This window comes from Herbaspirillum frisingense (assembly GCF_047325095.1).
GTDB classification, from domain to species: Bacteria; Pseudomonadota; Gammaproteobacteria; order Burkholderiales; family Burkholderiaceae_D; genus Herbaspirillum; species Herbaspirillum frisingense.
The window spans coordinates 377,374-391,523 of record NZ_CP168558.1 but is presented as its reverse complement, the minus strand read 5'-3'; the positions used below and the strand labels follow the sequence as shown (position 1 = coordinate 391,523).

At 63.6% G+C, this 14,150-nt stretch carries 12 protein-coding genes; 10 read left to right on the top strand and 2 right to left on the bottom strand.

Going from position 1 to position 14,150, the window contains the following annotated elements; all coding sequences use genetic code 11:
* Positions 1 to 90 precede the first annotated feature (90 nt).
* Entirely contained in the window at positions 91 to 987 is an 897-nt protein-coding gene (locus ACEOAC_RS01815; RefSeq protein ID WP_413628656.1) for an AraC family transcriptional regulator N-terminal domain-containing protein, read from the top strand.
* 104 nt (positions 988 to 1,091) lie between these two features.
* On the opposite strand, the gene ACEOAC_RS01810 is transcribed toward ACEOAC_RS01815, so the two are convergent.
* Positions 1,092 to 2,351, bottom strand: a complete 1,260-nt coding sequence (locus ACEOAC_RS01810) for an MFS transporter (RefSeq protein WP_413444005.1) — start codon at positions 2,349 to 2,351, stop codon at positions 1,092 to 1,094.
* Between the two features lie 94 nt (positions 2,352 to 2,445).
* Between ACEOAC_RS01810 and ACEOAC_RS01805 the strand changes: the two genes are divergently transcribed.
* Complete coding sequence (locus ACEOAC_RS01805) at positions 2,446 to 2,892, top strand: winged helix-turn-helix transcriptional regulator (RefSeq protein ID WP_006461133.1); 447 nt, start codon at positions 2,446 to 2,448, stop codon at positions 2,890 to 2,892.
* A gap of 86 nt (positions 2,893 to 2,978) precedes the next feature.
* Complete coding sequence (locus tag ACEOAC_RS01800; protein WP_413444006.1) at positions 2,979 to 3,977, top strand: Rossmann-like and DUF2520 domain-containing protein; 999 nt, start codon at positions 2,979 to 2,981, stop codon at positions 3,975 to 3,977.
* A gap of 71 nt (positions 3,978 to 4,048) precedes the next feature.
* On the opposite strand, the gene ACEOAC_RS01795 is transcribed toward ACEOAC_RS01800, so the two are convergent.
* Positions 4,049 to 5,467 carry a PLP-dependent aminotransferase family protein gene (locus ACEOAC_RS01795; RefSeq protein WP_413444007.1) on the bottom strand — a complete coding sequence of 473 codons (1,419 nt, stop codon included), beginning with the start codon at positions 5,465 to 5,467 and terminating at the stop codon, positions 4,049 to 4,051.
* Positions 5,468 to 5,805: 338 nt separating this feature from the next.
* On the opposite strand from ACEOAC_RS01795, the gene ACEOAC_RS01790 reads away from it, so the two are divergent.
* The 7 genes from ACEOAC_RS01790 (at position 5,806) to ACEOAC_RS01760 (ending at position 14,013) form a co-directional block, all read left to right on the top strand.
* Positions 5,806 to 7,134 (top strand): aspartate aminotransferase family protein, encoded by a 1,329-nt coding sequence (locus tag ACEOAC_RS01790; RefSeq protein ID WP_182993334.1) that lies wholly within the window; start codon positions 5,806 to 5,808, stop codon positions 7,132 to 7,134.
* A 27-nt stretch (positions 7,135 to 7,161) separates the two neighbouring features.
* The gene (locus ACEOAC_RS01785) at positions 7,162 to 8,655 is read left to right on the top strand and encodes a CoA-acylating methylmalonate-semialdehyde dehydrogenase (RefSeq protein ID WP_413444008.1); all 1,494 of its coding nucleotides are present in this window, start codon (positions 7,162 to 7,164) and stop codon (positions 8,653 to 8,655) included.
* A 621-nt stretch (positions 8,656 to 9,276) separates the two neighbouring features.
* Entirely contained in the window at positions 9,277 to 10,470 is a 1,194-nt protein-coding gene (locus tag ACEOAC_RS01780) for an ABC transporter substrate-binding protein (protein WP_413444009.1), read from the top strand.
* A 187-nt stretch (positions 10,471 to 10,657) separates the two neighbouring features.
* Entirely contained in the window at positions 10,658 to 11,524 is an 867-nt protein-coding gene (locus ACEOAC_RS01775; RefSeq protein WP_006461126.1) for a branched-chain amino acid ABC transporter permease, read from the top strand.
* Positions 11,525 to 11,546: 22 nt separating this feature from the next.
* On the top strand, positions 11,547 to 12,548 hold the full coding sequence (locus ACEOAC_RS01770; protein ID WP_077234847.1) for a branched-chain amino acid ABC transporter permease: 1,002 nt from the start codon (positions 11,547 to 11,549) through the stop codon (positions 12,546 to 12,548).
* Positions 12,545 to 13,312: an ABC transporter ATP-binding protein gene (locus ACEOAC_RS01765; protein ID WP_077234846.1), complete on the top strand. Its 768-nt coding sequence runs from the start codon at positions 12,545 to 12,547 to the stop codon at positions 13,310 to 13,312. The genes ACEOAC_RS01770 and ACEOAC_RS01765 overlap by 4 nt, the downstream gene beginning before the upstream one ends.
* Positions 13,309 to 14,013 (top strand): ABC transporter ATP-binding protein, encoded by a 705-nt coding sequence (locus ACEOAC_RS01760; RefSeq protein ID WP_006461123.1) that lies wholly within the window; start codon positions 13,309 to 13,311, stop codon positions 14,011 to 14,013. Before ACEOAC_RS01765 ends, ACEOAC_RS01760 begins: the two co-directional genes overlap by 4 nt.
* Positions 14,014 to 14,150 lie beyond the last annotated feature (137 nt).

Below are 14,150 nucleotides of genomic sequence, written 5' to 3'. Positions count from 1 at the left end.
GCTTGACGGATTTTCGCCAAAACAGCGCAATTTATTGCCTGATCCGCTCAATTCATTGAACATGTCCGATTCAGCTGGCACACTGAAGATATGAAAGATCTCCTTCATCAAATGAGCCGCCGCGTACTGCGCCACGAAGACCGGAAGAGCCTGGACACAGCGATTCCGCGACTGGCCGTCGGCGTCTTCCGGCAAGCGGAGCCGAGCATGATGGCCATCGGCGCCGGCGTATGCCTGATCTTGCAGGGCGCCAAGCAGATGATGGTGAACAAGAAGATGCTGCGCTACAGTGCGGGCGCCTGCTTCGCTTCGCTGATCGATTTACCGACGACCTGTTGCATATTCGAGATGGAGGGCGACCAGCCCTACGTCGGCACCGGCCTGACGCTGGACCACGGCATCCTCACCTCCCTGATCGCCGACATGCCGGCCGCCCCGCACAAAAAAGAGCCGGCAGCCTTCAACATCGAGCGGGTCTCGCGCGACGTACTTGAAGCCTGGGACCACTTGCTGGCCCTGCTGGATACGCCGGACGATATTGCCGTGCTGGCCGCATCGCGTGAGCGCGAGCTCATGTACCGGCTGTTGCAAAGCCCGCACGGACCGTTGCTGCGGCAAATCGGCCGCGAGGAGGGACGACTGACGCAGGTCAGAAAAGCGATCGACTGGATGCGTCATCACTACGATGAATCCTTCCCGATCAAGACCGTCGCCGACATCGCTGGCATGAGCATTGCGTCCTTCAACCGCCACTTCCGCGCGGCCACCTCGATGAGCCCCCTGCAATACCATAAGACGCTGCGACTGCAGGCGGCCCGACGTCTGCTGGCCTCTGACGTGGACGCCACCCGGACCGCTTACGCGGTGGGATATGAAAGCCCATCGCAATTCAGCCGTGAATATTCCCGATTGTTCGGCCATCCGCCGAAACGGGATGCTTCCCGCCTGCGTGAAAATCTGGTGGATGTATCCAATGTCGTCGTTTGATGCTGCTGGCCATCCCTGGCGCATCACACTGGCCCGGCGCAGTGTGGGCATTGGCGCTGCTGGGCATGAGAGCATGGTGCCATTGGGGCAGCCGGACTTCCGCGCTATCGATCTTGCGCATGGGTGGCTGCCATGGATGAAACCCGTCGGGTCAGCCACCAGAACAGCAACGCCAGCAGGCTGACCGCGGCACCCAGCAGGCATACCGCTTGCCAGCCCGCATGGGCATAGGTGGCCGTCGCGCCGATCGCTCCCAGACCGCTGCCGACGGCATAGAACAGCATGTAGAGACCGATCAGGCGACTGTAGGCGTCGCGCCGGGTCAGGAAAATCATGCTCTGGCTGGTGACGTGGAGCGCCTGCGCGCCTATGTCGAGCAAGATGATGCCGACCACCAGCGCCACCAGCGACCACGCCATCAAGGACAGAGGCCACCAGGCCAGCAGCAGGAGTACCAGTGCGACGGCACTGGTACGCTCTCCCTGTCCACGGTCGGCCCATTGCCCGGCACGCGCGGCGGCCAGTGCACCGATGGCGCCGACCAGGCCGAAGGCGCCGATGGCGGTATGTGAAAACCCATAGGGTGGCGCGCTCAAGGGCAGCACCAGGGCGCTCCAGAAGATATTGAGTGCGGCGAACATCAACATGGCCAGCACACCCCGGACTTGCAGGACCTTTTCCTGCAGCAGCAGCGTGAGCATGGAAGCGATCAGACGCAGATAGCCCATTTCGTCGGGCACGGCGGCCAGGGCCGGAAGCCTTCTCCACAGCGGCAGGGCAATGGCCAGCATCAGCGCGGCAGCGGTCAGGTAGACACCGCGCCAGCCTGCGAGGTCGCTGACGCCTCCCGCATAGACCCTGGCCAGCAGCAGACCGACGAACACACCGCTTTGTGCCGCGCCGACAACCCGCCCTCGTTCATGCGCAGCCGAAGCGCTGGCGGCATAGGCGATCAACCCCTGTGTCATCGCCGTACCCAGCAAGCCGACGGCGAGGACGCCGATCAACAGGACCGGCGCGCTCTGGGCCAGACCGACGACCACCAGCGCGACCACCAACGCCAATAGCTGTATCGCCATGAGACGCCGTCGATCCATCCGGTCACCCAGCGGCACCAGCAGCAACAAGGCCACCGCGCAACCGATCTGGGTCGCGCTGACGACGCCGCCGATAGCAGCGTGGCTGATGCCGAAGTCTCTCGAAAGGGCATCGAGCAGCGGTTGCGCGTAATAGACATTGGCCACGCTCAGGCCGCTGGCGATGGCGAACAGCCATAGCATGCTGCGCGGCATATTGGCGCGCCGGACCGGTGCAGCGACTCGGTTCGGCGCTGACGCCGGAGTATCCTTGATCATGGCATTCATCCAATCTGGTTGCAAATCGAAACTCATTGAATGCTAGATGATGTGGTTTTATAATGCAACCAGATTGATCACCGTCCCGGCTCGGGGAGATGCCATGCCAAACAATAGCGTCCTGACTGACGAACCCTGTCCCGTTGCGCGCAGCGTCGACGTGATCGGGGATCGGTGGTCCTTGCTGATCGTGCGCGATGCTTTCGACGGCGCTTGTCGCTTCGGCGAACTGCAGCGCAATCTGGGCGTGGCCCGCAACATCCTCTCCGACAGGCTGCGCAAGCTGGTCGAAGCCGGCATCCTCGACATGCAGGCCGCCTCGGATGGCACGGCCTATCAGCAATACGTACTCACCGCCAAGGGCGAAAGCCTGTTCCCCGTCGTGGTGGCGCTACGGCAATGGGGCGAGCAACATCTGTTCAAGCGCGGCGAACGCCATTCGGTGCTCATCGACAAACGCACCGGCAAGCCGATTCCGCTGATGAAGCCGACCGCCAGGGACGGCGGCGGATTGCCCCCCAGCGCGACCGAAGTACGAAAGCTCGCCTGAGCGAACCAAGCCATTGCTATTCGGCCCTGCTTGGACTATGGTTGTATTACGCAACTATATGAAAGCTGCGGTAACGGGCCGTCTTCATGTCGTCGAGGACTCCGCAAGGCTTCACGCATGGCCTTGCCGACCTGTTGCGCTTCAATTTGCCGCGAAACCCGATGACTGGCGGCGTCGATCAGGGAGAATCCATGCAAACGGCGAATGTGCTTTCGCGGATCGGCTTCGTGGGAGCGGGCCGCGTCGCCCAGACGCTGGCGGCCGCCTTCGCCCAGGCGGGGCATCGCGTCGCGGCGGTGCATAGCAGAAGCGATGCCAATCTCGCCCAATTCCATGCGCGCTGTCCCGAGCCCATCATGGCCGGCTCGCCTCAAGAAGTCGCTGAACTATCCTCCCTCGTCTTCTTGACCGTGAGCGATGATGCGATCAGGCCGGTCTGTGAAGAGGTTTCGTGGGCAGCCGGGACAGCCGTCGTTCACTGCTCCGGCGCCACGGAAGTATCGGCCCTGGTGAGCGCCAGGCAAGCCGGCGCCCTGGTGGGAGGATTTCATCCCATGCAGATGTTCGCCAATCCCGATGTCGCCCTGGCCGGGCTGCCGGGATGCACGGTCGGGATTGAGGCCGAAGAAGGCTTGCTGGCGACATTGGAGTCCTTGGCGAAAAGTATCGGATGCGTCCCGTTGCCGCTCCCCGCCGGTATCCGCCCGCTCTATCACGCCTCGGCCTATTATGTCGGCCCCTTCCTGATCGCGCTGTTGAAAGAGGGGGCCAAGCTGTGGGCGGGCTTTGGCGCATCGGAGCGGCAGTCCATGGCGGCCCTGATACCGCTTCTGCGAGGTACCGTGGCGGCCGTGCAGGATGCCGGCCTGGCCAAAGGAATGGGGGGATGCATCGCACGTGGGGATATGGGAACGATCCAGAAACATCTGGCTTCGCTGGAGCATGTGGATTCAAGCGCCGCCGACCTGTACCGCAAGCTGGCACTGCGCAACATTCCCCTGGCCTTGGAGCGCGGCAGCATCGATCCGGGACGGGCAAGGCAGATCGAGACACTGCTCGACAGCACGGACAAGCCGGTACGATAGTGCCTTGCGGCCGGGACCGTTCTGGTTACACCCGCGGCTTCAAGTGGTTCCTGTTGCGCACGATAGAAGGCCTACAGCCCCCGCAGGAAATCAAACAACTCCGGCACATCCGCATAACCCACATTGAAGCGGAAGCTGGTCTTGTCCGGTGCCGACAGATGGAAGAAATCGCCTGGCGCCAGCCAGATGCCCTTCTGCCTGGCACGGTCGGCGATCTCGCGGGCCGACAGGTCGCAGCCCTCGATGGTGGCCCAGGTGAACATGCCGCCACGCGCCGGCGTGAAAGGTGTCAGGCCGGCGTCGCTCAACTTGGCATTGAGGGTGGCCTGGGCGTTGAGCAGGGTCGCATTGAGGGTCTGCACATGGCGCCGGTGATGGCCTTCGGTGAGGACGTTGTGCACCAGTCGTTCGTTGATCTCCGAATTGGTCAGCGTCAGCACCATCTTGGTATGCACGATCTGCCGCGCCAGTTCGCGCTGGCAGGCGATGTAGCCCACCCGCAGCGAGGGCGCGATGGTCTTGGAATAGCTGCCCACGTAGATCACCCGCTGCAGGCCATCCAGTGCGGCCAGCATGGGGTCGGTGGCCTGGCCGAGTTCGCGGAAGATGTCGTCTTCCACCACCCAGAAGCCATGCCGCTCGGCCGCCTGCAGCACGCGCATGGCGCAGGCCGGGGTGTAGGAGGTGCCGGTCGGGTTCTGCAGCACGCTGGTGGTGAAGAACATCTTGGGCCGGTGCGCCCGGGCCAGCGTTTCCAGCTGCTCGGTATCGACCCCGCCCGGAGTGCGCGGCACGCCGATCACGTTCAGCCCGGCCAGGCGCAGCATGGCGATCAGGTTGCAGTAACCGGGGTCGTCGATCATGACGGTGTCGCCGGGCTGGGTCATGGTGCGGATGACCAGGTCCAGGGCCTGGGTGGCACCGTGGGTGGTGAGCACCTGTTCGATGCCCAGCTCCAATGCCCAGTGGCCGAGGAATTGCGTGATCAGCTGGCGCAGCGGGGCATAGCCGTAGGGGTGACCATAGCCCACCTGCTGCGCGCCGGGCGAGCGGATGATGCGGCGCTCGGCCTGGTGCAGGCCTTCGTCGTTGAGCCACTTGCCGGGTAGCCAGCCGCAACCGGCCTTGATGGGCACGCGTTCGTCGGCAAACATTTCCGAGAGCAGCCAGGCCGAGTCGATCACCGGTTCATGCGGCACGAATACCGCCCGTGCTCCGCTCTGGCCAGCGCGTGCGGCCACGAAGAAGCCGGCGCCACGGCGTGCCAGCAACATGCCGCGTGCCACCAGTTGTTCATAGGCTTCGACCACGGTGGAGGCGCCGATGGCGTGGCTCTGGGCGAACTGCCGGACCGAGGGCAGGCGTTCGCCGGAGCGCAGTTCGCCGGCCTCGATCAACCCGGCCAGGCCGTCGGCGACCTGCTCGACCAGGCGGCCTGCGGTATTGCGTTGCAGATCGAGTTGCAGGGGCGCTCGCGGGAGCTTGGCCATGCTGATCCTTTCGGGCGGGATGTGGCCCATGATGTCCACTGCATTGCTGCAATCGGAAGATGTGTGTTGTGAAAACCTGAACTGTATTGCTCCGCCGACGGCGGCGAGGCGGACTCACCATTGTGCTCCCCTCCCCTTCTGAATAAAGGCTGCTGGGCCATCGACGCCAGTCGGCCGGGCAATGTCGTTCCCGGCGGACAGCTCAATACAGTTTATCGCACTGAACAATACAGTTTCAGATCAAAATCAAAAGTGTAGCTAACAATACTGCCAGTGTCTGGCAATAATCAAGCACTCCCTGCTGGTTTCTCCTTTTACCTTTTCCATCGGTGCCTGCCATGTCCAGTCAAGATCATTCGCATCCTTCCAGCCTGTCGGCCTACTGGATGCCCTTTACCGCCAACCGCAACTTCAAGGCCGCACCGCGCATGCTGGTCTCGGCCGAGGGCATGCATTACCGTGACGACGCCGGCAATGCCATCCTGGACGGCACCGCCGGCCTGTGGTGCGTGCCGCTGGGCCACGCCCACCCCAAGATCGTCTCGGCCGTGCAAAAGTCGGTGGCCACGCTGGACTACGCGCCCTCCTTCCAGCTGGGTCACCCCAGCGCCTTCGAACTGGCCGAACGCCTCAAGGCCTATACCGGCAACCGCTTTGCCAATGTGTTCTATACCGGCTCCGGTTCGGAAGCGGTGGATACGGCGCTCAAGATCGCGCTGGCCTATCACCGCGCCAAGGGCAATGCCACCCGTACCCGCCTGATCGGCCGCGAGCGCGGCTACCACGGCGTGGGCTTCGGCGGCATGTCGGTGGGCGGCATCGGTGGCAATCGCAAGACCTTCAGCACCGCGCTGCTGCAGGGCGTGGACCACCTGCCGCACACCCATGACCTGGAAAAGAATGCCTTCACCAAGGGCGAGCCGGAATACGGCGCGCACCTGGCCGACGAGCTGGAACGCATCGTCGCGCTGCATGACGCTTCCAACATCGCGGCCGTCATCGTCGAGCCGGTGGCCGGTTCCACCGGCGTGCTGATCCCGCCCAAGGGTTACCTCAAGCGTCTGCGCGAGCTGTGCACCAAGCACGGCATCCTGCTGATCTTCGATGAAGTGATCACCGGCTTCGGCCGCCTGGGTACGCCCTTCGCGTCCGACTATTTCGATGTCGAACCGGACATCTTCACCACCGCCAAGGGCCTGACCAACGGCGTGGTGCCGATGGGTGCGGTGTTCGTGAAGAAGGAAATCCACGACGCCTTCATGAACGGCCCGGACGGCATCGAGCTCTTCCACGGCTACACCTATTCCGGCCACCCGCTGGCCTGCGCCGCCGGCCTGGCCTCGCTGGACGTGTTCGAGACCGAAGGCGTGCTGGACAATGCCCAGGCCGTGGCCGACTACTTCCAGGAAGCGGCCCACGCGCTGCGCGGCCTGCCGCACGTCATCGACGTGCGCACCATCGGCCTGATCGCCGGTATCGAACTGTCGTCCATCCCGGGCCGCGTCGGCGCCCGTGCCTATGACGCCTTCGTGCGCGCCTTCAACGACGGCATCCTGATCCGCGTGACCGGCGACATCATCGCCCTGTCGCCGCCACTGGTCATCAACAAGCAGCAGATCGACGAACTGTTCGGCAAGCTGGCGGCCATCCTCAAGACCCTGGCCTGATCCCTCACTACGACGCAAGAAAGATTCATGGAAAAGATTGCACACTACATCGGCGGCCAGCGCGTCGATACCAAGAGCGGGCGCTACGCCGATGTCTTCAACCCGGCGCAGGGCGTGCCGGTGGCGCAGGTGGCGCTGGGCACGGTCGATGAGGTCGATGCCGCAGTGAAGGCAGGCGTAGCGGCCTTCCCGGCCTGGTCCAATACGCCGCCGCTGACCCGGGCGCGGGTGCTGTTCCGCTTCCTGCACCTGATCCAGCAACGGGCCGACGACTTCGCCCGCATCATCGTGCGCGAGCACGGCAAGACCTTCTCGGACGCCCAGGGCGAAGTGGCGCGCGGCATCGAGATCGTCGAGTTCGCTGCCGGCATTCCGCAGATGCTCAAGGGGGAATACACCGACCAGATCGCCCGTGGCATCGACGCCTGGTCGATGCGCCAGGCACTGGGCGTGGTGGCCGGCATCACGCCGTTCAACTTCCCGGCCATGGTGCCGATGTGGATGTTCCCCATCGCCATCGCCTGTGGCAACTGCTTCGTGCTGAAGCCTTCCGAACGCGACCCCTCGGCCGCGCTGCTGATTGCCGACCTGCTGCAGGAAGCCGGCCTGCCGGACGGCGTCTTCAACGTCATCCAGGGCGACAAGGTGACCGTCGATGCCCTGCTGGACCACCCGCAGGTCAAGGCCATCAGCTTCGTCGGCTCGACCCCGATTGCCGAATACATCTATGCCCGTGGCTCGGCCAAGGGCAAGCGCGTGCAGGCCCTGGGCGGCGCCAAGAACCACATGGTGGTCATGCCCGACGCCGACATGCAGCTGGCCGTGGACGCCCTCATGGGTGCGGCCTATGGCTCCGCTGGCGAGCGCTGCATGGCGATCTCGGTGGCGGTCGCCGTCGGCAGCGCCGGTGACGAACTGGTGGCGGCCCTGGCCGAACGCGCAGGCAAGCTCAAGATCAACGAAGGCATGGCCGCCGGTGCCGAGATGGGTCCGGTGGTGACGGCTGCCGCCAAGGAACGCATCGAAGGCCTGATCGGCCGTGGTGTCGAAGAAGGCGCCACGCTGGTGGTGGATGGCCGTGGCTATCAGGTGCCGGGCTTCGAGAAGGGCTTCTTCGTGGGTGGCACCCTGCTCGACCACGTCACGCCGGAAATGACGGTGTACAAGGAAGAAATCTTCGGCCCGGTGCTGTGCGTGCTGCGCTGCCCCGACATCGCCAGCGCGGTGGAGCTGATCAACGCCCACGAGTATGGCAATGGCGTGGCGGTCTATACCCGCGACGGTGGCGTGGCGCGCGAGTTCGTGCGCCAGATCGAGGTCGGCATGGTGGGGGTGAACGTACCGCTGCCGGTGCCGATGGCCTTCAGCAGCTTCGGCGGCTGGAAGCGCAGTCTCTTCGGCGACCATCACATGTACGGACCGGAGGGCGTGCGCTTCTACACCCGGGCCAAGGCGGTGATGCAGCGCTGGCCCAATACCGCCAGCGCAGGTGCGGAATTCGCTTTCCCGCAGATGAAATAAACAGGACAGACGGCATGAAATTTTCATGCCGTTTTTCTTTTGTGCGGACGCAGGCGCAGGTATGCTGAGGCAGCATCCAGGAATGGCATGAAGCAACTCACGCAAGCAATGGTGCAGAAAACGTCAGCCGCTGGTGCAAACAAGGAGACCCTGAACCCACAGGATAAGAATCGTCAGTGCGGCCTGCACCAAAAGCAGATACGCTGGCGAAAAGCTTAGAAAATACAGACCGTCGTGGCAGATCGGTGGACACACACCGACAGCACGGGACAACGGCAAACTATCTGGAGACACGCTCATCGGAGCGGCAGGAGGAGCCCTCATGCAGGCTCACGCCACGCGGCGCAAATGCGCGCCGCTGCTGCGTTTTTTGCAATCACGATCTCTGCTTTCCGCGCTTTTCGGAAGGCAGCACACCCCTATGGTTCCAGGCTTTTCCGCCGGTTTGTGGCGGTGGCTTCTTCACGTCTGCGCAATCCATCGATGTCCATCATTTCCTAAGTTTCATGGGAGCGATGGGCATGGAAATTGCGTTGATGGGCAGTAATGCAGTGTTGCGCATTTCCATGGATGTCATCTGTCTGTCATCTGTCAATCGTTAGCTTCGAGGGAGAAACAAGCATGATCAGCCGTCGCAATTTCCTGAAACTGTCCGCCCTGGCCGCACCCGGCGCACTGACCTACCACGATGTGTTTGCCCAGGCCGAGAGCATCGCCTTCGGCTGTCCTGTGCCGATGTCGGGCCCCTTCGCGGCCAACGGCAAGTTCGCCGACATGGGCATGAAGCTGGCCCTGCAGAAGTACGGCAAGGTGCTGGGCAAGAACACCAGCTATACCAACCTCGACACCGAAGGCAAGCCGGCCACGGCCGTACGCAAGATGCAGGAAACCATCGAGAAGGGCACCCGCTTCTTCGCCGGCGGCATCCTCTCCGGCGAGGCGCTGGCCATGGGCAAGGAAGCCGACAAGGCCGGTGCGGTCTTCATCACCACCGCCGGTGCCGACGAGATCACCGGCAGCGACTGCAATCGCTCCACCTTCCGCTGGTCGGTGCCGACCTTCGGTGCCATCGAACAGACCGTGCGTCCGCTGCTGGAAAAACTGCCCAACGCCAAGCGCTGGTACACCATCACGCCGCAGTACGTATTCGGCGAAGGCCTGCTGTCGGCGGCCAAGAACATCTTCAAGGAAAAGGGCATCGAACACGTCGGCAACAGCTACCACTCGCTGACCGAGAAGGAGTTCTCCGGCTATCTGACCAATGCCATGGCCGCCAAGCCGGACGTGCTGCTGCTGCTGAACTTCGGCTCGCAGTCCTCGGACACGCTGCGCCAGGCGGTCAGCTTCGGCATGAAGAACAACTGCACCATCCTCATGGCCTGGGCCTCGGGGCTGGAACAGTTCGAGACCCTGGGTGCGGACATCTGCGACGGCGTCTACTTCGGCGCGCAGTATTGGCATGCCATCGATTCGCCCTTCAACAAGGAATTCGTCAAGCTGGTCAACGACAACCTGAAGATCGATCCGAACTACAGCCTGGCCGGTTCCTACATCTGTACCAAGATCATCCTGGACGCCATCATCAAGGCCAACAGCACCGACCCCAAGGCCGTCATTGCGGCCATGGAAGGCATGAAGTACGAGGGCCTGACCGGTACCGAGGAAATCCGCAAGGGCGACCACCAGGTGATCAAGAACTATTACCTGCTCAAGGGCAAGGCCAAGTCCAGGATGGCCAACAAGAACGACTATGCGGATATCGTCTCCTCCGGCAAGTCCTTCCTGCCGCTGGAAAAGACGCAGTGCAAGCTGTGATGACCTTTGCCCTGAGGCTCAGCGAGTCAGAAACCGTTCGGACTGAGTAGCCGCGCCAGCGGCGTATCGAAGACGCGACGCCCGGCGCAACCAGGACGGAGCGCCTTCGATACGACCCTGCAGGTCTACTCGGCCCGAACGGTGATCGAGGCATTACCGAACTTCCTTGTTCCCCTCACGAGGTTCCATGAACATCTATCTGCTGCAGATCGCCAATGGCGTAGGCATCGGCATGCTCTACTTCCTGCTGGCGGTGGGCCTGTCGATCGTCTTCGGCCTGCTGCGCTTCGTCAATTTCTCGCATGGCGCCTTCTTCCTGCTGGGCGCCTACCTGTGCTTCCAGGTCACCGACCTGGGGCTGAACTTCTGGTGGTCGCTGCTGCTGGCCCCGCTGGCCGTGGGCCTGTTCGCCTGGGTGGTGGAGCGCTTCGTGCTGCGCCACGTGTATGCACTGCCGCATCATTTCCACATCCTCTTCACGGTTGGCATGGCCCTGGTGATCCAGGAAGCGGTGATTTCCGTCTGGGGACCGCTGGGCAACAATGTCTCGCCGCCCGACGTGCTGCAGGGGGTGGTGATGTGGAGCGGTTTCGTCTATCCCAAGTACCGGCTCTTTGTCATCGGCCTGACCGCCGTGATGGCGCTGCTGCTGTGGTGGGTGCTGGAAGGTACGCGCCTGGGGTCGATCGTGCGCGCCGGTTCGGAATCGACCGAGATGGTGTCGCTGCTGGGCCTGAACATCAACCGCATCTTCAGCCTGGTGTTTGCGCTGGGGGCGGCCACCGCCGGCCTGGCAGGCGCGCTGGCGGCGCCCATCCGTGGCGCCGATCCCTTCATGGGGGTGGAGGCGCTGGGGATTGCCTTCGTGGTGGTGGTGGTCGGCGGGCTGGGCAGCTTCTGGGGGGCGCTGATCGGCGGCATCCTGGTGGGCATCGTACAGAGCGTGATGAGCACGGTCTGGTCCGAGGGCGCACACCTGATGATCTATGTCGCCATGGCGGCCGTCATGCTGCTGCGTCCGAATGGCCTGCTGGGCCGGCCGGGCGCGGCCTGAGCTTTTCTGCACGGGAGTTTCCATGAAACAGATTGCGCATTTCCGTTACACCCTGCTGGCCGCCGCCGTGGTGCTGCTGTTGCCGCTGCTGCTCAGTTCCGGCACGCTGGCCACCGAAGTGCTGGTGTTCGCGCTGGCCGCGCTGGGCTGCAACCTGCTGCTGGGCTATACCGGACTGATGTCCTTCGGCCAGGGCATCTTCTTCGGCGTGGGCAGCTACACGGCCGGCGTGGTGCTGCTGCAGCTGAAGCTGGCACTGCTGCCCTCGCTGGCGCTGGCGGCACTGGGCGGCGCGCTGGTGGCCTTGCTGGTGGGCTGGTTCTCGATCCGCCAGCGCGGCACCTACTTCGTGATGCTGACGCTGGCCTTCGCCCAGATGTTCTACTTCCTGGCCTATACGATGAAGGACGTCACCGGCGGTGACAACGGCCTGCTGGATATCCCGCGTCCGCCGCTGTCGCTGTTCGGCCTGACGCTGCTGCCGACCACCTCGTCATGGCAGTACTACACGGTGGTGGCCATCCTGTTCGTGCTGGTGTTCTGGCTGCTGCAGCGGGTGGTCGATTCGGTGCTGGGCAAGACCCTGCTGGCAGTGCGCGAGAACGAGGCACGCGCCTCGGCGCTGGGCTATGACGTGCGGCTGCTGAAGCTGGCGGCCTTCGTCATCTCGGGTGCGGTCACGGGGCTGGCCGGTGGCCTGCACGCGATGATGACCGGGGTGGCGCCGCTGTCCAACATCGAATACCACACCAGCGAGGCGATCCTGGTGATGACCGTCATCGGCGGCACCGGCAACCTGTTCGCCTCGCTGCTGGGTGCCAGCTTCTACGTGCTGGTGGGCAACTGGCTTTCCAGCCTGTGGCCGCGCTGGCTGATGTTGCTGGGCCTGCTGCTGATCGCGGTGAGCCTGTACATGCAGAAAGGCCTGTTCGGTCTGGCGATGAAGATCATCGACAGCGTACGCGGCACCAAGGCCAGGGAGGCCGAGCCGCAGGCCGCCGTCACCCAGGAGAAGCACCCATGAGCCGCCCCATCCTGCAAGCGGTCAACGTGACCAAGCGCTACGGCAAGTTCACCGCCGTCAACGGCATCACGCTCGATATCGAAGGCGGCACCGTGCATTCGGTGATCGGCCCCAATGGCGCGGGCAAGACCACGCTGTTCCATACCCTGACCGGGACCACGCCCATCACCGAAGGCAGCATCCTGGTGGAGGGCGAGGAAGTGTCGCACCTGCCGGGCAACCGGCGCGTGCAGAAGGGACTGGCGCGCTCGTTCCAGGTGACCAGCCTGTTCCCCAACCTGAGCGTGCGCGAAAACCTGCGGCTGGCGGCACAGGGTCGCGCTCCGCTGGCCGCACTCAATCCCTGGAAGCGGGCAGAGCAGTTCGAAGCGGCCTGCGCGCTGGCCGATACGCTGCTGGCGCGCCTGTCGTTGCAGGCGGTGGCCGAACGCGCTTGCGCCGAACTGTCGCACGGCCAGCAGCGCCGGCTGGAAGTGGGCATGGCGATGGCCGGGCGACCCAAGGTGATCTTCCTGGATGAGCCGACCTCGGGCATGGGTATCGACGACATCGCCGAGATGAAACAGTTGATCCACGGCCTGCGCCACGACTATACGGTGGTGCTGATCGAACACAACATGGACATCGTGATGGACATTTCCGACCGCATCACCGTGATGCAGCTGGGCCAGATCCTGGCGCAGGGCAAGCCGGCTGAGATCCGCAACGACGAACGGGTAAGGCTGGCCTACCTGGGCAGCATGATCACCGGAGGCAAGGCATGATCCTGCAAGTACAAGACGTTCACGGCTACTATGGCAAGAGCCATATCCTGCAGGGCATCTCGCTGGAGGTCGATGCAGGCGAGGTGGTGACGCTGCTGGGGCGCAATGGCGCCGGCAAGACCACCACCCTGAAGAGCATCGTCGGCGTGGTGCCACCGGCGCAGGGACAAGTCCTGTTCGAGGGCCAGCGTATCAGTGGCCTGCCTTCGTACAAGATCGCCGCGCGCGGGGTATGCCTGGTGCCGGAGCATCGCGGCATCTTCAAGCTGCTGACCGTGGAAGAGAACCTGACCATGGCCGCGCGCAAGGAGTCGGCCTGGGGGCTGGAAGAAATCTACACCATCTTCCCGCGCCTGAAGGAGCGCCGCAGGAACGGCGGCGGCCAGCTCTCCGGTGGCGAGCAGCAGATGCTGGCCATCGCGCGGGCACTGATGACGCATCCCCGTGTGCTGATGCTGGACGAGCCGGTGGAAGGCCTGGCGCCGGTGATCGTGGACGAGATCGTGGCGCAGATCAAAGAGATCAAGGCCACCGGGATGTCCATCATCCTGGTGGAGCAGAACCTGGAAGTCTGTACGCAACTGGCGGACCGCCATTACATCGTCGAGCAGGGACGCATCGTCTATAGCGGCAGCAACGATGCCTTCCTGGCCGACGACCGCGTCAAGGACCGTTATCTGGGCGTCAATCTGGCGGCATGAATGACGATGGCGCGTCCTTCGATACGCCGCTGCGCGGCTACTCAGGTCGAACGGGGTGGGGATGGCTTTACGCACGCGTGGCGGCGTCCCCTCCTCCCGTTCGGCCTGAGTAGGCCGAAGGCCGTAACGAAGGATTG

What these genes read in the sequence shown, in the direction of transcription:
- ACEOAC_RS01770 (WP_077234847.1), top strand. Translation starts at nt 11,547, where the DNA reads ATGAAACAGATTGCGCATTTCCGTTACACCCTGCTGGCCGCCGCCGTG.
- ACEOAC_RS01805 (WP_006461133.1), top strand. Translation starts at nt 2,446, where the DNA reads ATGCCAAACAATAGCGTCCTGACTGACGAACCCTGTCCCGTTGCGCGC.
- ACEOAC_RS01775 (WP_006461126.1), top strand. Translation starts at nt 10,658, where the DNA reads ATGAACATCTATCTGCTGCAGATCGCCAATGGCGTAGGCATCGGCATG.
- ACEOAC_RS01795 (WP_413444007.1), bottom strand. Translation starts at nt 5,467, where the DNA reads ATGGCCAAGCTCCCGCGAGCGCCCCTGCAACTCGATCTGCAACGCAAT.
- ACEOAC_RS01780 (WP_413444009.1), top strand. Translation starts at nt 9,277, where the DNA reads ATGATCAGCCGTCGCAATTTCCTGAAACTGTCCGCCCTGGCCGCACCC.
- ACEOAC_RS01760 (WP_006461123.1), top strand. Translation starts at nt 13,309, where the DNA reads ATGATCCTGCAAGTACAAGACGTTCACGGCTACTATGGCAAGAGCCAT.
- ACEOAC_RS01790 (WP_182993334.1), top strand. Translation starts at nt 5,806, where the DNA reads ATGTCCAGTCAAGATCATTCGCATCCTTCCAGCCTGTCGGCCTACTGG.
- ACEOAC_RS01800 (WP_413444006.1), top strand. Translation starts at nt 2,979, where the DNA reads ATGTCGTCGAGGACTCCGCAAGGCTTCACGCATGGCCTTGCCGACCTG.
- ACEOAC_RS01785 (WP_413444008.1), top strand. Translation starts at nt 7,162, where the DNA reads ATGGAAAAGATTGCACACTACATCGGCGGCCAGCGCGTCGATACCAAG.
- ACEOAC_RS01815 (WP_413628656.1), top strand. Translation starts at nt 91, where the DNA reads ATGAAAGATCTCCTTCATCAAATGAGCCGCCGCGTACTGCGCCACGAA.
- ACEOAC_RS01765 (WP_077234846.1), top strand. Translation starts at nt 12,545, where the DNA reads ATGAGCCGCCCCATCCTGCAAGCGGTCAACGTGACCAAGCGCTACGGC.
- ACEOAC_RS01810 (WP_413444005.1), bottom strand. Translation starts at nt 2,351, where the DNA reads ATGAATGCCATGATCAAGGATACTCCGGCGTCAGCGCCGAACCGAGTC.